This is a genomic window from Nostoc sp. ChiQUE01b, assembly GCF_034531255.1.
Taxonomy (GTDB): Bacteria; Cyanobacteriota; Cyanobacteriia; order Cyanobacteriales; family Nostocaceae; genus Nostoc.
The window spans coordinates 70,377-94,849 of record NZ_JAVRBM010000025.1 but is presented as its reverse complement, the minus strand read 5'-3'; the positions used below and the strand labels follow the sequence as shown (position 1 = coordinate 94,849).

General features: G+C 42.0%; 22 protein-coding genes and 1 pseudogene. 14 read left to right on the top strand and 9 right to left on the bottom strand.

Annotated features, from left to right (window positions below):
• Nucleotides 1-20: 20 nt before the first annotated feature.
• Nucleotides 21-815 carry a twin-arginine translocase subunit TatC gene (gene tatC / locus RMY63_RS18210; protein WP_322730038.1) on the bottom strand — a complete coding sequence of 265 codons (795 nt, stop codon included), beginning with the start codon at nt 813-815 and terminating at the stop codon, nt 21-23.
• 243 nt (nt 816-1,058) lie between these two features.
• On the opposite strand from tatC, the gene RMY63_RS18205 reads away from it, so the two are divergent.
• The 3 genes from RMY63_RS18205 to RMY63_RS18195 all read left to right on the top strand — a co-directional run bounded on the left by RMY63_RS18205 (nt 1,059) and on the right by RMY63_RS18195 (nt 2,559).
• Nucleotides 1,059-1,199 carry a hypothetical protein gene (locus tag RMY63_RS18205; protein WP_322730037.1) on the top strand — a complete coding sequence of 47 codons (141 nt, stop codon included), beginning with the start codon at nt 1,059-1,061 and terminating at the stop codon, nt 1,197-1,199.
• Nucleotides 1,200-1,229: 30 nt separating this feature from the next.
• Entirely contained in the window at nt 1,230-1,460 is a 231-nt protein-coding gene (locus RMY63_RS18200; RefSeq protein WP_322730036.1) for a hypothetical protein, read from the top strand.
• A gap of 241 nt (nt 1,461-1,701) precedes the next feature.
• Nucleotides 1,702-2,559, top strand: a complete 858-nt coding sequence (locus tag RMY63_RS18195) for an SDR family NAD(P)-dependent oxidoreductase (protein WP_322730035.1) — start codon at nt 1,702-1,704, stop codon at nt 2,557-2,559.
• 127 nt (nt 2,560-2,686) lie between these two features.
• On the opposite strand, the gene RMY63_RS18190 is transcribed toward RMY63_RS18195, so the two are convergent.
• Nucleotides 2,687-3,340, bottom strand: a complete 654-nt coding sequence (locus RMY63_RS18190; protein WP_322730034.1) for a PEP-CTERM sorting domain-containing protein — start codon at nt 3,338-3,340, stop codon at nt 2,687-2,689.
• A gap of 435 nt (nt 3,341-3,775) precedes the next feature.
• Between RMY63_RS18190 and RMY63_RS18185 the strand changes: the two genes are divergently transcribed.
• From RMY63_RS18185 to RMY63_RS18175, 3 genes are all read left to right on the top strand, one after another.
• Nucleotides 3,776-3,907, top strand: a complete 132-nt coding sequence (locus RMY63_RS18185) for a hypothetical protein (RefSeq protein ID WP_322730033.1) — start codon at nt 3,776-3,778, stop codon at nt 3,905-3,907.
• A 350-nt stretch (nt 3,908-4,257) separates the two neighbouring features.
• Nucleotides 4,258-5,589, top strand: a complete 1,332-nt coding sequence (locus RMY63_RS18180) for a P-loop NTPase fold protein (RefSeq protein WP_322730032.1) — start codon at nt 4,258-4,260, stop codon at nt 5,587-5,589.
• Nucleotides 5,565-10,718, top strand: a complete 5,154-nt coding sequence (locus RMY63_RS18175) for an eIF2A-related protein (protein WP_322730031.1) — start codon at nt 5,565-5,567, stop codon at nt 10,716-10,718. Before RMY63_RS18180 ends, RMY63_RS18175 begins: the two co-directional genes overlap by 25 nt.
• 457 nt (nt 10,719-11,175) lie before the next feature.
• Here the strand turns inward: RMY63_RS18175 and RMY63_RS18170 are convergent, their stop codons facing one another.
• Together RMY63_RS18170 and RMY63_RS18165 are read right to left on the bottom strand one after the other, a co-directional pair.
• On the bottom strand, nt 11,176-11,787 hold the full coding sequence (locus RMY63_RS18170) for a PAP/fibrillin family protein (protein ID WP_322730030.1): 612 nt from the start codon (nt 11,785-11,787) through the stop codon (nt 11,176-11,178).
• Between the two features lie 91 nt (nt 11,788-11,878).
• Complete coding sequence (locus RMY63_RS18165; protein ID WP_322730029.1) at nt 11,879-12,700, bottom strand: toll/interleukin-1 receptor domain-containing protein; 822 nt, start codon at nt 12,698-12,700, stop codon at nt 11,879-11,881.
• Nucleotides 12,701-12,891: 191 nt separating this feature from the next.
• On the opposite strand from RMY63_RS18165, the pseudogene RMY63_RS18160 reads away from it, so the two are divergent.
• The 3 genes and pseudogenes from RMY63_RS18160 to RMY63_RS18150 form a co-directional block, all read left to right on the top strand.
• Nucleotides 12,892-13,176, top strand: a pseudogene (locus tag RMY63_RS18160) (hypothetical protein); the annotation flags it as partial.
• The gene (locus RMY63_RS18155) at nt 13,151-13,276 is read left to right on the top strand and encodes a hypothetical protein (protein ID WP_322730050.1); all 126 of its coding nucleotides are present in this window, start codon (nt 13,151-13,153) and stop codon (nt 13,274-13,276) included. The pseudogene RMY63_RS18160 and the gene RMY63_RS18155, both read left to right, overlap by 26 nt.
• A 28-nt stretch (nt 13,277-13,304) precedes the next feature.
• Nucleotides 13,305-13,928 carry a Uma2 family endonuclease gene (locus RMY63_RS18150; RefSeq protein WP_322730028.1) on the top strand — a complete coding sequence of 208 codons (624 nt, stop codon included), beginning with the start codon at nt 13,305-13,307 and terminating at the stop codon, nt 13,926-13,928.
• Here the strand turns inward: RMY63_RS18150 and RMY63_RS18145 are convergent, their stop codons facing one another.
• Entirely contained in the window at nt 13,929-14,060 is a 132-nt protein-coding gene (locus RMY63_RS18145) for a hypothetical protein (protein WP_322730027.1), read from the bottom strand.
• Nucleotides 14,061-14,078: 18 nt separating this feature from the next.
• On the opposite strand from RMY63_RS18145, the gene RMY63_RS18140 reads away from it, so the two are divergent.
• Together RMY63_RS18140 and psb35 are read left to right on the top strand one after the other, a co-directional pair.
• Nucleotides 14,079-14,249 carry a hypothetical protein gene (locus tag RMY63_RS18140; protein ID WP_322730026.1) on the top strand — a complete coding sequence of 57 codons (171 nt, stop codon included), beginning with the start codon at nt 14,079-14,081 and terminating at the stop codon, nt 14,247-14,249.
• Nucleotides 14,250-14,512: 263 nt separating this feature from the next.
• Nucleotides 14,513-14,743 (top strand): photosystem II assembly protein Psb35, encoded by a 231-nt coding sequence (gene psb35 / locus RMY63_RS18135; RefSeq protein WP_322730025.1) that lies wholly within the window; start codon nt 14,513-14,515, stop codon nt 14,741-14,743.
• A 205-nt stretch (nt 14,744-14,948) separates the two neighbouring features.
• On the opposite strand, the gene RMY63_RS18130 is transcribed toward psb35, so the two are convergent.
• Nucleotides 14,949-15,467, bottom strand: a complete 519-nt coding sequence (locus RMY63_RS18130) for a GNAT family protein (RefSeq protein WP_322730024.1) — start codon at nt 15,465-15,467, stop codon at nt 14,949-14,951.
• Nucleotides 15,468-15,535: 68 nt separating this feature from the next.
• Complete coding sequence (locus RMY63_RS18125) at nt 15,536-15,976, bottom strand: Crp/Fnr family transcriptional regulator (RefSeq protein WP_104909222.1); 441 nt, start codon at nt 15,974-15,976, stop codon at nt 15,536-15,538.
• Between the two features lie 657 nt (nt 15,977-16,633).
• Here RMY63_RS18125 and RMY63_RS18120 point away from each other — a divergent pair.
• Together RMY63_RS18120 and RMY63_RS18115 are read left to right on the top strand one after the other, a co-directional pair.
• Entirely contained in the window at nt 16,634-17,308 is a 675-nt protein-coding gene (locus tag RMY63_RS18120; protein ID WP_322730023.1) for a cadmium resistance transporter, read from the top strand.
• 208 nt (nt 17,309-17,516) lie between these two features.
• Complete coding sequence (locus RMY63_RS18115) at nt 17,517-18,188, top strand: pentapeptide repeat-containing protein (RefSeq protein WP_322730048.1); 672 nt, start codon at nt 17,517-17,519, stop codon at nt 18,186-18,188.
• 799 nt (nt 18,189-18,987) lie between these two features.
• Here RMY63_RS18115 and RMY63_RS18110 read toward each other — a convergent pair.
• Both RMY63_RS18110 and RMY63_RS18105 read right to left on the bottom strand, forming a co-directional pair.
• Complete coding sequence (locus RMY63_RS18110; RefSeq protein ID WP_322730022.1) at nt 18,988-20,673, bottom strand: SulP family inorganic anion transporter; 1,686 nt, start codon at nt 20,671-20,673, stop codon at nt 18,988-18,990.
• 17 nt (nt 20,674-20,690) lie between these two features.
• The gene (locus RMY63_RS18105) at nt 20,691-20,894 is read right to left on the bottom strand and encodes a hypothetical protein (protein WP_322730021.1); all 204 of its coding nucleotides are present in this window, start codon (nt 20,892-20,894) and stop codon (nt 20,691-20,693) included.
• A gap of 138 nt (nt 20,895-21,032) precedes the next feature.
• Between RMY63_RS18105 and RMY63_RS18100 the strand changes: the two genes are divergently transcribed.
• The gene (locus tag RMY63_RS18100; RefSeq protein WP_322730020.1) at nt 21,033-24,275 is read left to right on the top strand and encodes a PAS domain-containing protein; all 3,243 of its coding nucleotides are present in this window, start codon (nt 21,033-21,035) and stop codon (nt 24,273-24,275) included.
• The last annotated feature ends 198 nt before the right edge of the window (nt 24,276-24,473 follow it).

The following is a 24,473-nucleotide window of genomic DNA, read 5'->3' as shown; positions in this document are numbered from 1 at the left end:
TGAGATTTTTTGGAATATCGTTATTTACCTGTAAGCTTCACCAGTCCCACACCGCCGAAATAAAGCCCTAAAACTGCTCCGGCTAAAAGACTTTGAGTCAAGGGGTCAGTAGAAGGTGTCAGGACGGCTCCCAAAACCACTGCTCCCATAATCACGTAACGCCAACCAGAAACCATCGTCTCAGAGGAGACAATATTCAAATTACCGAGCAACAGTTGAATAATGGGAATTTGAAATGCTAAACCAGTACTGAATAACAATAGCAGCACAAATTCAAAATATTTATCAATTGACCAAAGTTGCTCGACTACATCAGCTCCGTAGCTAATGAAAAATTTCAACGCTGCGGGGATAAGGAGCAAATAGGCAAATACTAAACCCGCCCCAAATAGCACACTCGAACCCAAAACCACAGGCCCCAGTAAACGGCGTTCGCGGCGAGTCAGTCCTGGAAGCACAAACTGGATAATCTGGTAAAGAATGAAAGGACTGGTAAGTACGAAGCCAGTGTATGCCGCAACTTTCAGGGAGACAAAGAAATATTCTCCAGGTGCAAGTTGGAGAAATTTTACTCCTTGTGCTGGAACCTCAAGTAACTGGACAATTGGCTTAACGGCAAAGAAACAGCCAATAATGCCCACTGCTACGGCAATCAACGAATAGAAAATCCGCTGTCGCAACTCTTCTAGATGGTCGAAAAGGGACATTTCGACTTCACCGGGCAACTCATCAAGAGGATCAGTGTCAGAGTTGCCATATCCTTCTGGGTCGAGGTTAGGAACGTTTACAGTATCTACGTCTTGTGAAGGCGTCACGTCGCTTCGCTCCGAATTCAAAATTCAAAATTCACGCGTTACAATCCCCTAAATTTATTTAAAATTTATTTATGGGCTTGTATCTTTTTTTGTCGGTCATCGACCATTTTGGTGACTCAGCACTCTTCATCATTTTATCTGGGGAATGGAGCTACTAAGATATGTTTTTGGGTGATGTGGGTTTTTTGTCCTGTTTTTTGGGTTTGCATCTGCATAAGTTAGTAGGAAGCCATCTTGTAGGCAATGCCTAATCTAAAAAAAGCTGGAACCGATAATTTAGAAATCACGTCTTTGTGGCTAGTAGCGCTGCATAAATTCACACAACATCAACATTTAATACTCAGTTTTAAAAATCCGGTTCATCAAGGTGGCATCTATACATAGGGTATCGGAAATTGTTAACTGAGGTTGAGTATGAAACGGATAATTTGCATTGCCCTCATGGCATTGCCTGTTTATTTATACAATGTTGAGCTAGGCAATACTTCTAGTAGTGACGTGACAATTGTTAAGAACCAGTATCCCACAATAGCTGCTCTAATTGCTTACAGTACAAATGCTCAGTTAGGCATCTTGCCGTGGCAAATATCGGCTAGAGATGACCAAACCGAAGATTGCCTTCGTGCTGGCACTTGCAAGGATTGATAAGAGAAGGCAGAAGGCAAGAGACAAGAAGAAAGAAGTATGAATGAAAACTTTTGTTCTGGGTCATTACCAGTTTCAAAAGAAGAATTGTATCGAGACGTGCAGTGCGTTAGTGTAGCGGCAGGAATTGCGATACAAAGCTTCCATAACCTAAGTTCCACGCTTTTAAACGTGGGTTAATTCTACCTTCTGTCTTTGGCCTCCTGCCTCCTGAAGGCAGCCCCATCATCAAAGAAAATTAATGGTTGTAGAAAATCAACGTACAGTAGTGGTTACAGGAGCCTCAACAGGAATTGGTCAAGCGTGTGCTTTGCTTTTAGACCAATTGGGCTTCTCTGTTTTTGCTGGAGTGCGTCAAGATATTGATGCTCAAACACTTAAACAGAAAGGGTCACAAAGGCTGATTCCGATTTTTTTAGATGTTACTGATGCTGAATCGATCGCAGCTGCGGTTGATAAGGTAACAAATGCAGTTGGTGGTGTAGGAATTTTAGGTTTAGTGAATAATGCCGGAATTGCTGTTCCTGGGCCGTTAGAATTATTAGCGATCGCTGATTTTCAACACCAGATGCAGGTTAATGTCACCGGACAATTAGCAGTGACACAAGCATTTCTTGGTCTTTTACGCCAAAGTCGGGGTCGAATTGTCAATATAGGTTCTATTGCTGGTAGAAGTCCTACGCCATTTTTGGGTGCTTACAATGTTTCTAAATTTGCCTTGGAAGCACTCACTGATGTGATGCGGATGGAGTTAAGACCTTGGGGAATCTCGGTTTCAATTGTTGAACCTGGTTCTATTGCTACACCAATCTGGGAAAAGTCTCTCAGTCAATCTGAAATAGCACAGTACGATTTACCACAATCGGCACAAAATCTCTACGGTCAAGCGATGAATATTGTCCGCAAGAAAATGCAAATTCTCGCATCTAAGGGAATTTCTGCGGATATTGTCGCTCAAGTTATTGTCCATGCGCTGACTGCAAAACAACCCAAGACGCGCTATCTTGTTGGACAAGATGCCAAAATCGGAGCGTTGCTAAAGCATATTTTGCCTGACAAGCTACATGACAAGATAATTTTATACTCAATGGGGCTGTAGATTACTTCCTGAGCATTTTTAAGGATTTTTCGCCCTGACTTCAGGGCTAATTCTTCCTCGTCTCAATACTGTTCAGTTAAGGAAAATAGAGGGTAAAACTTAGTGCGATAGGTTCATTAAAGAATTTTTATACTTTAGATGCGTAAGTCCTGTAGATTTTCTTTGGTTTTCTTGAGAAGAATGCAACTCTGTTGCTGCTGAGTGCTATACCCAACATGCCAACTAGCAGGGTTCCCAAAACAGTTGTCGGTTCAGGAACCGTAGATGCTTTAATTTGATTCGTACTCGAATCGAGTAATTGACTATAGTCTGCTGTAATATTTTGGTAAAGATAAGAGGTCGCTCCCGGCGAGATGAAGATACGACCCGGAGCCTCAACATTGCTAAGAAAAACATCACCTATGCCACTACCAGTGCCAACATCAAAAGCTCCAAACAAATTCCCTGTAGTCGTGTCAAAGTTAAACTCGAAAAACTGATTGCTTGATACACCATTAACAACTTCGTTGTTAGTTCCAATCAACTCCTGTGATGGATTGAAAAAAGAAACATTGAGTGACTGCAAAACTTTTGTAGCTCCCGCACCACTTTCGGAAATTATGGCTGGGGTAGTGGTTTCATCGTAGCTGAACGAGCCAGAAGCCGAATAACCAGCATCACCTTTCCAGTTAAATGTTAAGTCAGCAGCTTGAGCCAGATTAGTAGAAGCAATGATAGAAGTCGCACAGAGGGCCAAACTAGGCGCTACCTGCGCTGCGGCTAGGCTGAAAAAGCTTTTCATAGATATAAATAGCCTCCTATTGACAAATTACTGCAAGTGAGTGTAATCGCGTGCCACGGTGGCAACTCGTTCTGAATCACGGGTTTTCTAAGCATCTTTTGCTGCTTGCACTTTGATGAGAGCAGCAGAAGATGTTTTGGAGTGTTTTATCCCTTCTCCTTTAAAAGCGTAATTTTGGCTTGGCGGACTACTAGTTGCAACTGAGTAAACCGGAACTAAATTGCCACTAACACCATATTTGCTTTTTTATTTTTATAAAATCTGCCTGAAGATAGATGAGTTGATGCGGTAAAAATTCAACCTTAGTCCTTTCTAGATTTATTTTCTGGTATTTTTCAAAATACAGCATTTTACGATACCTGCGGCAGGCTACGCCTATGCACTTGCATCCTCGTCGATGTCCTGTGGCGTGTCTTGATGAGTGAGATTATAACGATGGCGGTGGTGGTGGATGCCAAAAATGAGCAGGCGCGGGCTTTTTCTGAATATCACGGATTTACTGTGTTTCCCAGCCAGCCTAAACGCCTGTACCTGCCAATGGCGACGATCGCCAGACAGTTCAGTTGAACCTTTCTAATTTTTGCGAACTGAAACATTGAGAACCGCTATATATTCAATAGCACTACAAAATTGTACTTAACAGTACCTTTTTTTGTGTTGGATATTTTTAATATTCATAAGAGTACCTTATTTGATATTAGATATTTTTGCTATTTATACTTATAGTAGTATTTCTGCTTACTTTAACTAAAACATCACCATTAATATGTGCTATATCGAACATAGATATAAACAATTATCCTGAATGCTGCTAGTTTAGTTAATAGTTTGATTAAAATAAGGCATAAATTACCTAAAATCAATATATTTATCTAGTAAATTTTTGCATCCCCATTCCTGAGTGAACTTGATTAGTTATGCTCCTAGATTTAGAAAGATTTTATCAGGCTTGCAATCCCAGCAGACCTCTAATTATAGGAAACCCTAGCGATCGCAGGTACTATATCGATTTTGCTGCGGTGCGGGGTGGCAAAATTATTGAAGCTTTGCAGCGCACGATCGCTAGAATATCGCCAGATATACCAACCTGTCAACTATTTACAGGACATCTCGGTTGTGGAAAATCAACGGAGTTGTTGCGCCTGAAAGCTGAGTTAGAAGTGCAACAATTTCATGTAGTTTACTTTGAGTCTACCCATGTCTTAGAAATGGCGGATGTGGATGTGACTGATATTTTGTTAGCGATCGCTGGACAGGTGAGTGAAAGCCTAGAAGCGATGAAAATTAGGCTCAAACCTACCTATTTTACTAAGTTGTTTGGTGAACTTGTAGATTTTCTGCAAACGCCAATTGACCTTGGTGTAGAAGCAGAATTGTCTGTGGGGATTGCCAAAATTACCGCGAAAACGAAAGAAAGTCCGCAATTACGGCGGCGGTTAAGAGATTATCTAGAACCACGAACCGCAAATATTTTACAGTCAATTAATCAAGAATTATTAGAACGTGCCAACAAAGAACTGAAAGCCAGGGGTAAAAAAGGACTGGTGGTGATTGTTGATAATTTGGATAGAGTCGCAATTCGACCTTTACCATCGGGGCGATCGCTGCCAGAATATTTATTTATTCAGCGTGGCGAACAGTTACGCAAACTGAATTGTCATGTAGTCTACACTATTCCCTTAGCTTTGACTTTCTCCAACGATAGCGCCGAACTTCAGCATCGTTTGGGGGGTGGAGTTGCACCAAAAGTTTTACCGATGATACCTGTGCGTTTGCGCTCTGGTGAGATTTTTCCCCAAGGGCTAGCAATGATGCGGCAAATGGTGCTAGCTAGAGCTTTTCCAGACATTTTACCTAGCGATCGGTTAGGCTTAATTACAGAGGTGTTTGATAATCTGGAAACCTTAGATCGATTGTGCCTGATTAGCGGTGGTCATGTACGCGACTTACTAGGTTTACTGTTTGACTGTCTGCGAGAACAAGATCCACCCTTTGAACGGGAATGTGTCGAACTGGTAATTCAAAGACAGCGGGATTACCGAGCCAACGCTATCGACCCCCATGAGTGGGAACTAATCTTTCAGGTGGTGCAACAGCAACGAGTTAGAGGTGATATAGAATACCACACCCTTTTGCGAAGTCTATTTGTATTTGAATACCGCGATCATCAGGGAGCTTGGTTTGCCGTCAACCCAGTTTTAGCGGAGACAGAAAAATTTAAATCATGGTTGAACGACACGCACAAGTAGATATAACAGCAGCTAATGAGCGTGCTTTGAGGAGTTTGGGGAGAGCAATTACCCTTTCTAGCGGTCAATTTTCTCTGGTTTTGGTGTGCTGCAATTATCGAGTTTTGCAAGAACTTATGCTGCAACGACTCGAAGAACTCTCTTCAGGAGTACACCACATTCAAAAGGTAATTCTACCGCATAATGCCAGAAGTCTTTACACAAGTATTCATTTACAACTGCTAACCGAAGCTAATCCGCCATCGGCGTTGATGATTTTGGGTTTAGAGTCAGTAGATGGACTCGACGATTTACTCAGGTCTATCAATCATATTCGGGACGAATTTCGCAAACGTCACCCATTTCCCATGATTTTATGGGTGAATGAGGAAATATTGCAAAAAGTAGTCCGTTTAGCACCAGATTTTGCTAGTTGGGCGGCGACACCAATTCGGTTTGAAATGACAACTCAATCACTGCTGCAATTTCTGCAACAGGAAACTGACTCTTTATTTGCCACAGTGTTAGCAAACGATGCTGCACAACACCAACCTCCTCAAGTTGCAAAGCATTATTCCACTGTCGAGCAAGTCTGGGAACATAGCTATGAACTCCACTTTGCCATTAGAGAGTTGCACAATCGTGGTATTACCTTAGAGCCAGAATTACACGCTAGTTTAGAGTTTGTTTTTGGTCTAGATAATTATATTAGCGATCGCATCAATACAGGTTTAGGCCATTTTCAGCAAAGCTTGCAAGTTTGGCAAAAGTTGGCAGAGAGAGGGGGAGCAGGGGAAGCAGGGGAAGCAGGGGAAGCAGGGGGAGCAGGGGGAGATGAGGGGGTATTTTCTTCGTCTACGCCTCCATCTCCCCCATCTCCTCTATTGCTGCGACAGGGAGTTTTGCTGTTTTATATTGGGTTGTGTTATTGCCGTTTTGCAGAGCAAAATCAAATAGAAAACCGCCGCCATTGGTACACTGCTAAATCTTATTTTCAGGAATGCTTAAATATTTTGCAGGTGGCTGGGCGTTTAGATATAGTTGCTGGATTTATTAATCAACTCGCTGAGATTTTGCAATATCTGCAAGAGTGGGAAGAATTGCAGACTGTTGCTCAAAAGTCTCTGGAGTTACATCAAACTTATGGTACTCAAATCCAATTAGCTTGTGACTACGGTTTTCTGGCGCAAGTGGCTGTGGAGCAGTCGCGGTGGGTACAGGCGAGTATCTTAGCACACGTATCACTGCTGAAATTAGGTGAGGCGCAAAAGCAGAATGACCCTTATAACTGCTTATTTCCATTATTATTGGCGCAAATTTACTATTTAGTTTTAGCGAAAGCCCAGCGAAATTTAGGTGAGCAAGAAGTCGCTCGTGAATACTTAGATAAGGCAACAAAAGAATTGCTAGCAGCCTTAGAAAGCAGTGCCCATCAATACGATGCCCATCGTTATATTCGCTTATTGCGGAGACTGCGATCGCTCTACTTTGAAGAAGGGCGATATCTAGAAGCCTATTACATTCGCCAGAAACGGCGTTCTGTTGAGCAACAGTATGGTTTTCGGGCTTTTATTGGTGCAGGACGCTTGCAACCCCAAAGACAGGCGACAAATCCAGCATTAATGTCACCTTCTGGGAGTAGTAGCGTTGCTTTAGAAATTGCCGCTTCTGGTCGAGAGCGTGATATTAATAACTTAATTGGCAGAATTAGCCGCGCCGATCAAAAGCTGACGGTGATTCACGGTCAATCGGGGGTAGGTAAGAGTTCTACTGTCACGGCGGGTTTAGTTCCAGCACTGCAAAATCGAGCTATTGGCGATCAAATAGCTGTGCCTGTGGTACTGCAAGTTTATACCGATTGGGCACGAGAATTAGGGAAATCTTTAAGTGAGGCGATGTCTAGTGATGAATCCCTGGCGATTTACGCTGATATTAACCCAGAAGCAGCCATTGAATCGGAGGCTTTGCCTTACCCTGGCATACCGTTCACCATCGGTAGCATTTTACAACAACTCCAAGAAAATGCCGATCGCCATTTAATCACAGTTTTAATTTTTGACCAGTTTGAAGAATTTTTCTTTGGTTATAGCGATCGCAATCAAAAGCAAGAGTTTGATAAATTTATTAGCGACTGCCTCAGTATACCCTTTGTCAAAGTCATCCTTTCCTTACGAGAAGATTATTTACATCGTTTATTAGACTTTAAACATCTCTCGGCACTGGAAGCGATTAATAATAATATTCTCGACAAGCATATCCGCTATCAGTTAAATAATTTTTCACCAGAATATGCTAAAGCAATTATCCGAAATTTGACGGAGCGATCGCAGTTTAATTTAGAACCTGCTTTAATTGATGCCTTAATCGAAGATTTATCCACAGAATTTGGAGAAGTCCGCCCGATTGAATTACAAGTTGTGGGAGCGCAAATTCAAGATGAACGTATTACTACACTAGAAGAATATCAGCCATATAGACCGAACAAACTCATCGAACGATATATTAAAGAACTGATTAAAGACTGCGGCCCAGAAAATGAACGAGCCGCGTTACTCGTCTTATACTTATTAACAGATGAAAGTAACAACCGACCTTTTAAAACTCGTGCTGAGTTAGCGGCGCAGCTATCAGAGTTAGAAGATGCTGACAAATTAGAGTTAGTCTTAGAAATTTTAGTACGCTCCGGTTTAGTAGTTCTCTTTCCTGATGTACCAGAACGCTATCAACTGATTCACGATTATTTAGTAAACTTGATTCGCTACCTGCAACAACAAGAATCGAGCTTACAGGTACAACTAAATCAGTTGCGCTACAAAGTAGAACAAAGTAAAGCTGAGATTGAGCGACTTAAGAGCGAACTTAGTCAAAATAAGCAGCGTTCTAAATTAGTAGATTCTCATCCCCAGCAGGGATTAGACTTATTAACAGAATTGCGAGAATTACACAAGCGGGAAGAATTAAGTCAGTTAGAAATTGAGCAATTACGAGCTGAACTTAAAGAAAAAGAGTTAACAGCTAAACTTGCAGAAAGTCAAAAGAAACAAAGACTTAGTGAAGCTCAATTAAATCGTTCGCTGAAAATTGCTCTCACCGCTTCTGTTCTCGCCATCTTGGGATTAAGTGTTTCCATAGTGACAGCGGTAGATAGCGAAATTAAAACCCTCAGTGCATCCAGTGAAGCCCTCTTTGCCTCGCAAAAAGGTATTGATGCTTTAAAAGAAGCTTTAAAGGCAGGGGGAAAATTACAACAAACAGTCTGGGTAGATTCCTATACAAGAGAACAAGTACAGACGGCGCTTTATCAAGCTGTTTCCGGGGTAAGAGAATATAACCGCTTGGATGGGCATCTATCTGGGGTAAATAGTGCTACATTCAGCCTCGATCGCTCTTTAATTGCCTCAGCTAGTGCCGATACTACAATCAAACTATGGCGTCCTGATGGTAGCTTGAGCAAAACCTTATCGGGACATGAGGATGTAGTTAATAGCGTCAGTTTCAGCCCAGATAGTCAAATCGTTGCTTCCGCCAGTCAAGACAAAACGATAAAACTTTGGAGTCGAGAAGGTGAATTGCTGGCTACCTTATTAGGACATCAGGGTGTGGTGAATAGTGTTAGTTTCAGCCCAGATGGCCAGATTATTGCTTCGGCGAGTACAGACAAAACAGTGAAACTGTGGAGTTGGGATGGTAAGCTGCTCAAAACTTTGCTCTTACATGATGGTGCAGTCTTGAGTGTTGCTTGGTCAACCGATGGTCAAACCTTAGCTTCCGGGAGTGCTGACAAAACAGTGAAACTGTGGAATCGGGATGGTAAGCTGCTCAAAACTTTACAGGGGCATGAGGATGCAGTGAAAAGTGTAGCTTGGTCGCCCGATGGTCAAACAATTGCTTCTGCTAGTTTAGACCAGACAATCAAGCTGTGGAATCTGGAGGGGAAGCTACTGCGAACCTTATCAGGTCATAGTGCTGGAGTTACCAGCGTCAGTTTTAGCCGCGATGGTAACACGATCGCTTCTGCAAGTACTGATGAGACAATGAAACTCTGGAGTTCTGAAGGTGTATTGCTCTTAACCCTGAAGGGACATAATAATTGGGTTAACAATGTCAGTTTTAGCCCAGACGGTCGCACCCTTGCTTCCGCCAGTCGGGACAAAACTATTAAACTTTGGCATTGGGACGATGTACTATTGCGAAAGCCCAAAGCCGATAATGATGACTGGATAACTAGCATCAGTTTTAGCCCAGATGATCGCACCTTGGCAGCAGCAAGCCGAGACAAAACTGTAAAACTTTTCAGTCGAGATGGTAAACTACTGCGTACATTCACAGGGCATCAGGGTCAAGTTTGGGGTGTAGCTTGGTCGCCCGATGGTCAAGTAATTGCATCGGCTAGTAAAGATAAAACAGTAAAACTTTGGAACCACGACGGTCAACTGCTCAATACCTTACAAGGTCATAATGATACCGTTTTGAGTGTAGCTTGGTCGCCTGATGGTCAAGTAATTGCCTCCGCTAGTAAAGATAAAACAGTAAAACTTTGGAGTCGCAACGGTAAACTACTTAACACCTTGCAGGGACATCAAGAAGCAGTGAATTGGGTAAGCTTTAGCCCAGATGGCAAGTTGCTAGCTTCAGCCAGTGATGACAAAACCGTGAAAATCTGGAATGTAGAGGGTAAATTGCTATATACATTAACTGGTCATAGCCGCCGGGTAAATGGGGTTGCTTGGTCGCCTGATGGTCAAAGCATTGCCTCAGTTAGTATTGATAGCACGGTGAAGATTTGGAATCGAGACGGTAATTTGCTAGATAATCTCACGAGCGATGGTGATAGTTTTATCAGTGTCAGTTTTAGCCCAGATGGTAAGACTCTAGCAGCTAGCAGTGATGACAAGGTGAGGATTTGGAACCGAGCAGGGACATTGCTGATTGCTTTGAAAGGTTATAAAGATGAGTTAACCAGCGTCAGTTTCAGTCATGATAGCAAGACTCTGGCTGCCGGTAGTGGCAATGGCACAGTAATTTTCCGAGATTTGGCAGATATCCAACTGGAAAAATTACTGGTACGAGGTTGCGATTTGCTACATGATTATTTGCAGACTAACCAGAAGGTAATTAAAAGCGATCGTGCCTTGTGTTCTGGTAGGTGATGGAGAAGAATGTTGAAAGGCGTTATATATTAACGTGAGTTCGACGGATCTAAAAAACCCCATTTTGCATGAGTCAAGTCTCTGTGTTTAAAATAGAGTTACCTGCAAGCTGCTTTTTGATAAATCTTGGTTTGTTCTAAACTCAAATCCAATATGGCTTCCATCCTCTCCAATAGCAATATAACAGTTTCAGCAGATAGGCTGCGCGATCGCTAAACTACCCACCGCCAAGCATTTGGTCCCTAGCTGTCTAATTAGTATTCAGAGGTTGAAAATCATCTGCCTTTAATTGTTATCTGAGCTTTGTATCTAATGGCAACACGGCATCACTCAAATTGTTGAGAAAGTGTGCCTGACAACGTTGATGTGGTGCAGCTGCATAACAAGAATTGATTAATAGGGAAGCTCTGTCCTAACAAAGTTTTTACAACACAACCGTAAGGAGACTCTGATCTTTTTACTCGTATCGCAGCAGCACATACAAATTTTTTTGATTCCCGCGCATGAGGCGAAAATTTTCGTCTAAATAGGTAATATCTGTCCAGCCGTTAAAGGAGAGTGTTGATTCTAAAGGCGGCTCATTATCTACTCCTAAAGCCTTATGAAAGCTAGAGGCAGTCAAATCATTGCTTGCACTTTTAACAGATGTTTCTATAAAATCAATATTGAGACGTTTAGAATCTTCTACTGTGTAACGCCCTTTAACTATAGTAATACCATTAATACCAGAACCTAGAGTAAATTCAATTAGGTTATTGTATTGCTGACCAACTGTATAAACTTCTTGAAAGATACCAGTAACGCTGATAACCACATTCGGGAGTTTACCAAAAGAAACACGTTGCAGAGTAGTTTCTCGTTCTAAGCCAAATGTACTGTACAAGAGCTGCCAGCGCCCTTGAATCAATTCAAGATGGTTTGTCGGTTCAGTAGTAGGATTTACAGCCTCAAGCGATCGCGCTAATGTCTCGATTTGCTCCTTAGCTGTGGGAGTACAGTTAAACCCAATGTCACTAGCTTTTGAAATAGAAATCAGTTCTTGTTTGAGATTTATTAATTCACTAACCATAATTTCCTCTCATTTTTCAATTCTTCCTGATGTGGTAGGTTTAGTCAATCAACATCGAGAACGTCTCTCTGCTTAAGTATTGATTTATTTATTACTTATTATACTTTGGCTTACTTATCTTTATAATTCTATTTGCTTTCTCCTGTGCTTCTTGAATAGTACTCATTCGCTCAATTTTGACCTTGTATCCTGGAACATAATTTTTCCCAGGTTGTAGATGTTTTTGAAGAGTTATATAAACTTCCCCTTTTTTTGCCACTCCTGTATAATTATTCCTTCCTCCTTGAGTTAAAACTTTATAAACTATCGGTTTATCATTAGATAATTGACTAATTCCCTCAAAAGTAAAATTTACGGTTTGAGTTTTTTGTTTTGATTTTTTAGCATTATTTAATGATTGATTACGTCGAAGAATAGTTTTTTTACGAAATTTATATTGATTTATATCTTTTATTATAGGAGTCTTTAGGTTATCTTTAGTAAGAATTGAGGTATTTAATTTTTTATTCTTAAGCTTTTGAATAATAATGGTTGCAAAGTTTTCAGGTAAAAGGTTTTGTAAATCAATATAACTAATTGTTGGAATAAGACCTGGAATTTCTGTACTATCAAAACGCGCAGGAAGAATATACTCTTCTTTTTTTTGGAATGCACGAGCCTGAACACTTTCTCTTTCGTGATTAGTCCAAGTTTTTATTAAATAATGTTTAGAAATAAACATTACACAAAAATGTGCTTCATTGCGATAAATTTCATCTAAATGAACATACAAGTTCTTTCCCCAAAGATTAGCCTGTTCAAATTCGTCATAAAAAACTTTGATGCCAGCAGCTTGGAGAGTAACTGCAACTGCTCGAACATATTCTCGATTTTCACTAGCAAAAGATAATACAACATCGTATTTTTTAGTCATAATTAGCGATTCACAATATCACACAGTGAAGAAACATATTTTTTACTGTCGTACAAAAAATACGCTGCTACACTAAAATTCTACTGAATTAGAAGAGAGAGTATCAGCATTAGAGGTTGAGAAAAAAGGCAAGTAAAAAGTATTAACTTATCTACGTGTAAAGAATTAACCTTTAACAGTGCGACAAACTTATGCCTAAATTTGACCCAGCAAAAATCAAAAAAGTATCATTCAGCCTTCCTTTTGGAATTGGTTCTGTAGAATGGGAAGCTGACCCAACGGAGCGTAAAGCCGCTTGGTGACTGTACGTTGAACTTGTAACCCGCATTGCAGTTCAGCCATTGGAAGTTGATAACGGACTTTTGCGAGAGGCTTTGACATCTCTATACAACTTGTTCCCTGTAACCCGGCAAGTCCTTAAAGAGGGTGGGCCAGATGTAGGAGCATCTTATGATTCCGTGGGTGGAATTGCGATCATCTTCTGTTACCCTACCTCAAGCCGTTGTTTCAGAACTACAGCAGCAAAACCAGCCAGGACTCATAGACAAAGCTATACATCTTGGTAGGATTGAGTGAAGTACCCGTCAGCAAGGAAGCGAGGGCGATGTACGCAACCGTCACACAACCATTGACTTTTGAAGAGTTTCTTGCCTGGGACGATGGTTCAGGCAGAGAGTTTGAGCTATCGGATGGGATTCCCGTGCCATTATCAGAACCAAATGCAAATCATGAGGATTTGATTGAGCGACTGTGTGCCTACTTAGAAAATCACTGCCAAGAAAATGACCTGCCTTACGTGTCGCGCCAGTCCAAGCAGGTTCGGTTGAAAACAGCACCAGGCGAAAAGGAAAAAAGCCGGAAAGCAGATATTGTCATATTTGCAAGAGTTGAATGGCAGAGGATGAAAACTAGCTCTAGTTCTGCTGCTGCATATATTCCACCACCCGGAATCATTGAGGTCGTTAGCAACAACTGGAAGGACGACTATCTGACAAAACTTGCTGAATATGAGGACTTGGGCGTTTTTGAGTATATAATTGTGGACTATGCTGCTTTTGGTGGCATTCGGTTCATTGGCTCTCCCAAGCAGCCAACCATCACAATCTACCAACTTGAAGGTGCAGAATATTTACCCCCAAAGGTGTTTCGAGGGCAGGATCGAATTGATTTTAGATTGTTTCCAAACATTCCCTTAACGGCTGAACAGATTTTTGCAATGAGCCGTTGATTAGCAACGACGATTTTTAGCTACCACTAACCAAGTGCTTTCTGTCTCAGCTAATGTCCAAGCCGTGAGTTTAACTTCTGGCGGCTCGACATTTTCTGTTATTGGAATTTCTGGAGGATTTTCTGATATCACTCAAATTCACACAATACTTTGAGCAGATGCAGCGTGCGATCGCACCCCAAAAATCCGTACATAATTAAATATGCGACATTGTTGTATGTATTAATACGGTACAACAACACGGAAAACCGATTGGCTCAAGCTAACAAAGACACTCTAAGAGCGATCGCTATTATCACAGCCCAAATATGTTTTGTATAAAAGTGTAGTTAATGTGAACCTTAAAATAGATTTGAGTATCTTATCGTTTAGTCATAGATCCTGAACCATTGGCAGCACAGGCAAGGCAGGCTGACAGGTACAACTAGGTGCAACAAAGCTACACTTGTCAGCTACTTCTCCCGCCCCTCTGCCCTTTTTTATGCAATATGAAGTTGCTCAAACTAAACTACAGAGGGATGTTAGGTGATACGTTCATCTTATAGTGTCTTAAATAGTGTTACCTAACTGTGGAGAATATACTCATGAATTTATTATTTATGCAAACAGCAGCACCAGCTATAGATGCTGCCCCTCATTTTCCTGTTGCTTTTACCTTGGTGTATGTCGTTGGTTTTGTTGCTGCTGTCACCATTGGCTCAATAGCTTGGTACAACTCGAAACGCCCCGCAGGTTGGGAAAGCAAAGAACGTCCTGATTTTGTGCCTAAAGTTGATAAAGAAGAAACTCCGGGTGTGGGTGAACCTAAGTCATAAGCAGTGATCAGTGCTGAGTTTAATAATCAAACTTACAGCAGGTTTCATTTATTTTGAACCACATTTTACACTATCTAAAACCCTTGTAGAGACGTAGCAGTACTACGTCTCTACATTCTTTTTAACTCATATTTCTAATGAAAACTGCTGTAAAAAGTATTAAAAAAATTTTCATTATGGAAACCTACGCTTCAGAAGAAGAACCTCAAAAGGTCAAGCGGTAAATGAATTCATCAGAAGGTTTGCCTTTAACAAACTCTGCATTGCGATTGATTTTGTGCAAGTGGAACCCAAGCCTCTCGACCACTTTACAGGAGGCAAGATTGTACTCATTCACCGATGCGTGTAGTGTGGATAAGTTAAAGCGTTGTTGGGTTTCGGCAATGGCTAGAGAACTGTAGATGTGGGCGTATCCTCGGTTCTGGAAACCAACAAATGTCATAAAGCCGATTTCCGCATATTGATCATCGAAAATACCTATCTCGACAACACCAACATACTGGTTTTGGGGAGTTACGGCAACCCATTTCAGCCAGATCATAGTCTCGTTATCTGGTGATTTTTCTAGGGTGGCGAACTTGAATTTTTGCTTAACCTCCATGAGAGTCGGGATTTGCTCTTCAAGGTATTCGTACAGATGTGGGTTGCTTATATGGGAGTACAGAATTTCGGCGTGCTGTTCCGTAACCTTTTTTAAGCGCAAGATTACTGCATCTGTTGCCATAATTTTTCTGATTCTCTTTTATTAGTTTCGTTAGATTTACTCTCGACTGCTCAAGATTGACTTGATTATTAACTCTGCAAAGAGGTTACATTCATATCGTCATTTAATCTGCGAATCAGACGGGATAACTCACGAATGATATTCACCGCAATTTCGGGAGTTTCTTCGATCGCATCATATAGTTGCTCTTGCGTCAGTTCTAAAAATTCACAAGGTTCCAGAGTCGTGGCAGTAGCGGAGCGAGGTTGAGTATCAAATACTGCCATCTCACCAAAATATTTTCCCTGTTCCACCTCTGCCAACTGTTTATTCCCAATGTGAACTTTAACTCGACCAGACACGACAATATAGAGCGATCGCCCTTCTTCTCCCTGTCGAAAGATGGTGTAATTAGCTGGGAATGACAATTCGTTCATCACTGAAGTGAGCCGCACAATAAAATCATCCCGCAATTCCTTAAAAATCGGGACTCGCCGGACAAATAATAAACGGTCAACACTGGTTAGCATAATTACAAGTTAAAAATCCAACATTACTGAACATCCCAAAACTGAAGTCAGAGGGCGATTAGTCATATTACCGATGTTGAATGCTAGCCGTCAACCGCTTCGCGGAAGTCAAAAGTCAAAAGTCAAAAGTCAAAAGTATTATCCCCCTAAATAAATTTAGGGGCTTGAAATAAAAATGCATTATTTCTCGTGCTTCGCATCTTCTTCATAAATCTTTTTTCTTATCCATAAATAAATAATGGCGCTTGTATCCTTTTCTGCTTTGTCAAGGATATCCCAGGCTTTACCATCTCTGACAAGGGTTATCTTTAATCAGAGCGATGCCTACGGCGGTAAACTACGCATAAAAGTTTCTCAAACAATAATAGTAAAATTGTCAATCACTTTTATTTATCATTTTAAAAAACAAGAGTATTTGCTCTTATTTGGCTGAAAGCCATAATATTGACTGCATGAGCTCCCAAGGTACCTTGCTGAGAAAAAATTACCAATTTGATTAAAGGCGATTGCCTCTAAAAATTGGGTAATTGGCTGATAAATAACGAATATCGATCGGTTGTCGTTAGGAAAACAGTCACAAAATCTTCTAACCTGCCCTCAGATTGAGAAGCAGAGAGGACTAAGACAAACAGCATTGAATTACTGTGAGCAACAATTATGGCTTGGCTAATTAGTACATTATTGATTGGAATCTCTGTCGCTTTTGCAACTACCTTTGACGACAACTTATATTTGACAGCTTTCTTCGGGAAAGTCAATCGTAGCTTTCGTCCTAAGCATATTGTTCTCGGTGAATTTTTGGGATTTACTACCTTAGTATGTGCTAGTCTTCCTGGTTTCTTCGGCGGTCTGATTATTCCCAGCACTTGGATTGGTTTACTGGGTTTGCTTCCCATCGCCATTGGTATCAGTAATCTCATCAGTCGAGAAGAGGAAGGAGAGACAGTCCAAGCGGTGTCACTTGACTTAACCTCTCCGGTAAAATCTGGACGGCAGAAGAAATCACTATTAGCAACCATCCGCGATCCTCAAACTTACCGTGTTTCTGCTGTCACCATTGCCAATGGAGGAAACAATATTGGAATTTATGTACCCTTGTTTGCCAGTAGCAATCTTCCAAGTTTGGGTGTAATTGTCTGTGTTTGCTATTGCACCGTTGGGGCGTGGTGCTTACTCTCTTACAACCTGACTCGTAATCCTCTGATGACTCCCGTTCTAACTCGCTACGGTCGAAAAATCTTCCCCTTTGTCTTAATTTACTTGGGACTCTCTATCTTAATTAAAAGTGAAACATATCGACTTTTACCTAGTCTGGCAATGCTTGGGAATTAGGCATGAAGCGATCGCAATTCCTGATATCAGCCAAAAAAGCAGCGATCGTTTCCCATCCAAAAAAAATTTAATCACTTGAATTTATTAATATGAATAACAATAATATTTGCTCTTATCAATCAAATTATCTAAAGTGAGAATAAAGCACATTATTGATGGCTCTTATAAAAGCAAGCCCAACAATAGGAATCAGATTATGAAGCAACTAATGAATCAATCAAACTCTAAAAAATTAACTCAATGGCTCGTAACAGCAGTGTTTCTGGTAGTTGTTGCGGGATTTACTCTGCTTATCCAGCCCAGCGCTAGAGCGCAAACACTAACACCATCCATACCCAGCGAATCTGAACTAGCTCCAGTTGTATCGCCAATGGAGTCTGTAACAGCACCAGTAACATCTCCGGTTGTATCGCCAATGCAACCTGTGACAGCACCAGTGATATCTCCGGTTGTATCGCCAATAGTGTCTGTAGCAGAAAACGTTAGACATTTATTACAAACCAATGAATGTGTTGGTTGTAACCTGGCTGGGGCAATGTTAAAGGATACAAACCTGCAAGCAGCAAACTTGGAGGGTGCTAACTTACAAAATGCAGACTTAGAAAGGGCTAACTTACAGCAAACAAACTTACAAGGGGCTAACTTTCAAGGAGCAGATTTAGGCAAGGTAAACCTTTGGGGAGCAAACCTGGTGGGAGCAAACCTTTTTGATGCAGACCTAGAGAAAGCTAACCTCTTGGGAGCAAATCTGGAAACTGCTAACCTACAAAAGGCAGACTTGGAAGATACAAATCTGACAAATGCAAACATCCAGGGAGCTAACCTGATGGGCGTTGATTTGGAAGATGCAATCAGACCGGAAGGATTCGCTATTCAGTAATTACAGCAGTTTTCAGGTATTTAGACCACAATTGAGATGAGGGGGATGAGGGGGATAAGGGAGTAGGGCGTGGTGTGGTTCAATTACTTGAAAAACGCTGTAAACTGAAGTTGTCGGTGCAAATTTCATAAAAAATACCAAAAGCCTGATTCAGCAATGAATACAGGCTTTAACTAATTCGTAATAAACGTAGACACAGAGCGGCTTGCCGCAGGCTACCACAGAGACGCCCAGAACGCAGAGAGAGAGAAGTAGAGAGGATGTTTAAAAAGTATTTTTGGTATCATATCATGTCCGCATAATTAGTTATGATTTCCACAGTCATTGCACCCCACACGCCAGATGCTCCACTTGGGGAGACCCCAGACGCTCGATGACTCGCTTGCCGCCGGCGCTATCGCCCTTGGCGTCTCCCCTTCTCCCAAAGGGAGAGGCTAGCGCCAAGGGAGAAGACCGCACTGGCTCCCCTTAATCCCCTCCACGCAAGCTCTTAGGGGAGACAAAGCGTAGCTTTGGCTCTTTGGGGTTCTTCGGGTTTGATAAGTAATCAAGCGGACATGATATCAAACATTAGACATAGGAGTGAAAATTAATTCTGCGTTGCCCGAAATCCTTGGTAGGCACAATTCATGAATTGTGCCTACGTCATTTCACCAGATATCTATTCTCTTAATGGCAAAATATAGCAAAGTGCTGTTAGCGATAGCGGGGCGTTTAGCCCGTGCTGAGTAAAAACCCAGTAATTTCAGGGTTTTGACCAATCACCAATGTCCTAACTGCCTTGGCGGTTGCTATATTGTTAGTCATTTAATTCCATCAATTCTTTTGTTTTCAAATCAGCTGCTACAGGTTGAGAACATGCAATCTGAGGAGAGATAGAGCAAATCGCCTCTGTAGTTGTTTCAAAACAATTTGACAACCCAATTGTATTTAACAATCCTGTGCGTTCTAGTAGTTGTTGGACTTCAGGTTGTAAACCTGTGAGAATTAAGCGGCAATTGTGCCGTTCTAAGTCGTGATAAATATCCTCTAGGGCTACTAACCCAGTTGTGTCCATATTTGGCACAAATCGCAACCGCAGAATTAAATATTTCACTTCTGGTTCATCGCGGAGGAAGGTAGCAAATCGTTCAGCAGCACCAAAAAATACAGGGCCATCTACCCGATAAACGGCAATTTCCTTACCTAATTCTAGAGGAGTACCAGGTGGAAATACTTCGGTTTCAGGTATTTTAACTAGGCTTAAATCGCTCATCCGTTTGATGAACAAGGCTCCGGCTGCAATCAATCCCACTTCGACGGCGAGAACTAAGTCAAACAAGATTGTCACTAGCCAGGTGAGAATCATTACAGCAAAGTCTGAGTAGGTAGCACGCATCAATAAACCAATGGCTTCCCACTCAATCATTCGCAGGCTAACCACCATGAGAATCCCAGCAAGTGCTGCTAAAGGAATCTGTTCTGCTAGGGGTGCTAAAGTTAAAACAATAATCGCTAAAGCAAGACCGTGAATTACCCCAGATAGTCGGGTTTTACCGCCAGAACGGACATTTACAGCAGTTCGAGCGATCGCACCTGTAGCGGGGATGCCACCAAAAAATGGCACAATCATATTAGCCAAACCTTGACCAATTAATTCGCGATCGCTATTATGTTTCTCGCTGACTGTCATCCCATCAGCCACTACTGCTGATAGCAACGATTCAATACTCCCCAGTGCAGCTAAAGCCAAAGCTGGGTTAATTAGTTCTCGAATCAAGCCAAAATCATTCCAGTGCGGAATACCTTGAGGCATCGGTAAAGATTGAGGAATCGTGCCAATTGTTGGTACATTTAGATGGAAAGAAGAAGCGATCGCAGTTGCTAACACCAGTCCCACTAATGAACCTGGTATTGTCGTATTGATTCTGGGCCATAAAACATTGGTGGCAATCACCACTACTGCCAAGGCAACTGCTGCCCAGTTTAAAGCTTCTATATGAGTTAGACTTTGCCAAAGTCCCGGCAAAAAGTGTTCGCTACGTGGTAATTTTAAACCAAAGAAATTGTTTAACTGACCACAAAAAATAATCACGGCAATACCATTTGTAAAACCTGCCGTCACCGGATAGGGAATAAACTTTACTAACTGTCCAAGTTTGGCAACCCCCAAGGCAATCTGGATAATCCCAGCCATCACCCCAGCAATCCAAACTTTCTCAAGGCCGTACTTGGCGACAATTCCCACCAAAACTACAGCCATTGCACCTGTTGGCCCTGTAATCTGTACTGAGGAACCACCAAAAATTGCGGCGACAATTCCCGCCACAATCGCGGTGTAAAGTCCCGCCTTTGGTTCCACACCACTGGCTACTGCAAAGGCTAAAGCCAAAGGCAATGCTACCACTGCTGCTGTTAGTCCTCCCGTCAAATCGCCACGCAGTCCACCAAACAAGCTACCCAGACGCAAAAGCTGTGGTTCTTTGAGGATATTAGATGTTGCCATATCGTCATTTTCAACTCTTATACACAATTTGTGGAAGCACACACAAATGTTATTCCATCTTTTTGGTAGAGTTCATCAGGGTTGTTGATAATTCCCTGATTGCGTATGGGTTTTGGTTCAAATTCACCTATTTGCTGATTAATAAAAGCGCAGGCTTGCTTGACATACTGGATATAGTGTGTATATGGAAGACGGTAGGATGAATAATTAGAGAAAGACATTGCTAATGGCAAACTGGAAGCTTTTGCACAAGAAGCGATCGCTGCTTCTGCCTCAAATTGGAAGAAATTGCCCTAAAATTTATGTAAATATGAGCCGCTCAATCTGAGATTAACTTTAAAATTATTTAACTTTTTAGAATGCCAGACGCGGAAAAATTACAGAACCAGCTGGCTAATCACAAGCTGCTGCATCGGCAAGTTAGTAAAAAGGCAAAATCTTCGCTAGTAGCCAGTCAAGAAGAAGGAATGGTGCTTCAGTTGGCTGATGGCACTATCCAGGCTTGCAATGCCGCTAGCGATCGCATTTTGGGAATAACCGCCCAACAGCTTGTAGGGCAAAATTTGCTCGATCCCAAGTGGCAATTTATTCATGAAGATGGCTCTCCTTTACTCAGTGAAACTCACCCGGCGATCGTTGCCCAAAATACAGGTAAACCTTGCTTAAATGTGGTGTGTGGCTTTTATAAGCCAAATGGTGAGCTAGTCTGGCTGTTGTTGTCCTCGCAACCTCTGTTTCAAACTGAAGGAAACAATCTGTATGCGATTGTGACCACTTTTTCGGATATTACGGAATCTAAGCACGCCCAGTTCGAGGATGACTGTAGTTGTGAACAAGATACTCAACAAGTTGATGCAGATGAATTTCAGGCACTGTGGGATAGTCAACGTTTGTTTCAACAAATTGCTGGCACTCTTCCGGGGATAATCTACATTTATGACCTAATTGAGCAGCAAAATTCTTACGTTAATTACGAAATTGCTCAAGGTTGGGGCTATACACCAGCAGAAATCCAGGCGATGGGAAAGGAGTTATTTACTCAACTTTTACACCCTGAAGATTTGGCTCGACTCCCTAGCTATTTGGAAAAATTTAATTCTGTTGATCAGGGTGAAGTCCTCAGCTTTGAATACCGGATTCGACACGCCAATGGTGAGTGGCGTTGGTTTTGTAGCTATGACACTGTGCACAGCAGAACTGCTGATGGATTGCCGCAATATCTTTTAGGGATCGCTTTTGATATTACAGAACGACGACACATAGAAACTTCCCTACGGCAAAGTAACGAAAGGTTTGAGCTGGCAGCGGCGGCGGTTAATTGTTTAATCTATGACTGGGAGATTGGCAGAAATACTGTGGAAAGAACTCAGGGTCTAACCCAGGTTTTTGGCTACACACAACAAGAAACTGAACCTACCTTCCAGTGGTGGCAAGAACGCATCCACCCCGATGACCAACAAAAAGTTAATGACCAATTCATGGCTAGTATAGCCAATGGAAACCGTTATCGGATTGAGTATCGAGTGCGTCACCAGGATGGCCGCTATTTGTGGGTAGAAGACCAGGGGTTTGCAGTCCGAGATGCAAATGGTCAGGTAGTTAGGGTAGTTGGTGCAAGTACTGATATTACCGAACAGCAAGCTGCTCGATGGGAACGCCAAAAAATTGAAACAAATCTGCGCGAGAGTGAAGAACGGATTCGCTTGGCCACTACCGCTGCTGAACTGGGTATGTGGTTTTGGAATCTCACTACCAACGAGTTAATTTGGACAGAGAAATGTAATCAGCTGTTTGGACTTGCTCCAGACACCAAAATCGGCCATGAGTTTTTCCTCAACTGTGTACATCCAGAAGACCGCCCACGCATCCAGAAAGCGATCGCCCGCTCTCTTGAAGAAAAGGTTGACTGTGATATAGAATACCGCAACGTTTGGTCTGATGGTAGCATTCATTGGATTGCTGCTAAAGGTCGTGTCTTTTATGATGCCGAAGGAAAGGCAGTACGAATGATGGGTACTACCCAGGATATTACCCAGCGCAAACAGGTAGAAAATGATCTGCGCCAGCGTGAAACTCAATTAAGGCGGTTAGTTGATTCCAACATTATTGGCATTATGTTCGCCACTCCTGATTACATTACTGAGGCGAACGAGGCTTTTTTAGAAATGGTGGGTTATACACGAGAGGAACTTTTAGCGGGTAAGATACGCAGACAACATATCACCCCACCTGAATATCACGCTCTCGATCGGCAGGGGCTAAAACAACTTTTAACGGTTGGGATATGTACTCCCTTTGAAAAAGAATACATCCGCAAGGATGGTTCCCGTATTCCCATACTAATTGGTGGTGCTTTGGTAGAGAGAGATCCCGCGTCTTGGATCTGTTTTATTCTCGATTTAACTCCCAGGAAGCAATTAGAAAAGGCACTTAGGCAACAAGCAGAGGAACTCAAACAGGCAAACCAGAATAAAGATGAGTTTCTCGCAATTCTCTCCCACGAATTGCGATCGCCCCTGAACCCCATTTTAGGGTGGTCATCGCTACTCAAAAGCCGCAAATTTGATGAAGTGACTACAAATCGTGCTTTGGAAACCATCGAAAGAAATGCTCAATTGCAGATTCAATTAATTGATGAGTTGCTGGATGTCTCCCGAATTATTCGCGGTAAGTTGAACCTGACTTTTGCCACTGTTAACCTGGTAGCTGTAATTGATGCTGCATTAGAAACAGTCCGGTTAATTGCCGAAACCAAATCTATCCAGATTAAAGTACAGGTTGACCCCAATGTTGGTAAAGTGTTAGGCGATTATTATCGCTTACAGCAAGTTGTCGGAAATTTACTCTCGAACGCAGTCAAGTTTACTTCCTCTCGTGGTTCAGTGGAAGTCAGTTTATCATTGAATAGTGAATTAACTTCCCACTCAGCAATAATTCAAGTTAAAGATACAGGTCAAGGTATTTCTCCTGAGTTTCTACCCCACGTATTTGAATATTTTCGTCAAGCCGATAGCAGCACAACCAGGAAATTTGGCGGACTGGGACTGGGATTAGCAATAGTTCGTCACTTAGTAGAGTTGCATGGTGGGACTGTAAAAGCAGCCAGTCCAGGAATTGGACAGGGAGCAGTTTTTACTGTCAGACTGCCCACGATCAAGGAGAATGAGGGTGCAGGGGAAGCAGGAGGAGCAGGGGAGAAATTTAACTCGTCAGTTCTTTGTGGACTACGAATACTAATTGTCGATGACGATATTGACACACAGGAGTTTCTGCACTTCTTGCTACAACAGAATGGGGCGTTGATAACTGCCGCAGCATCGGTAAATGAGGCGTTGGCTATTATAGCACAGACTGTACCTAATTTATTAATCAGTGATTTAGGAATGCCAGAGATGGATGGCTACAGCTTGATTAAGATGCTCAGAGCCATGCCCAAAGAGGAGGGCGGGGAAATTCCGGCGATCGCTCTTACCGCCTATGCAGGAGAAAGCGATCGCGATCAAGTCTTAGCAGCTGGTTTTCAGAAACACATTGCCAAACCAGTACAACCAATTGAATTACTCACCTCAATTGCAGATTTGCTAGGGCAAAATCATCGCTAAAACTCTTATTACTTACGCAAAACATAACGAAAGTAGGTGGAATTCATGAATTCCACCTACACAATAATCAGGTTTTTAGGCAAATATTGCGTAATATCAAATCCCTTTGTATCGGAATTATTCCTCTTTTCTCTCCCTCTGCGTACTCAGCGTCTCTGCGGTTTTTTAATCATTCAGATACTACCGGATTTGATATAA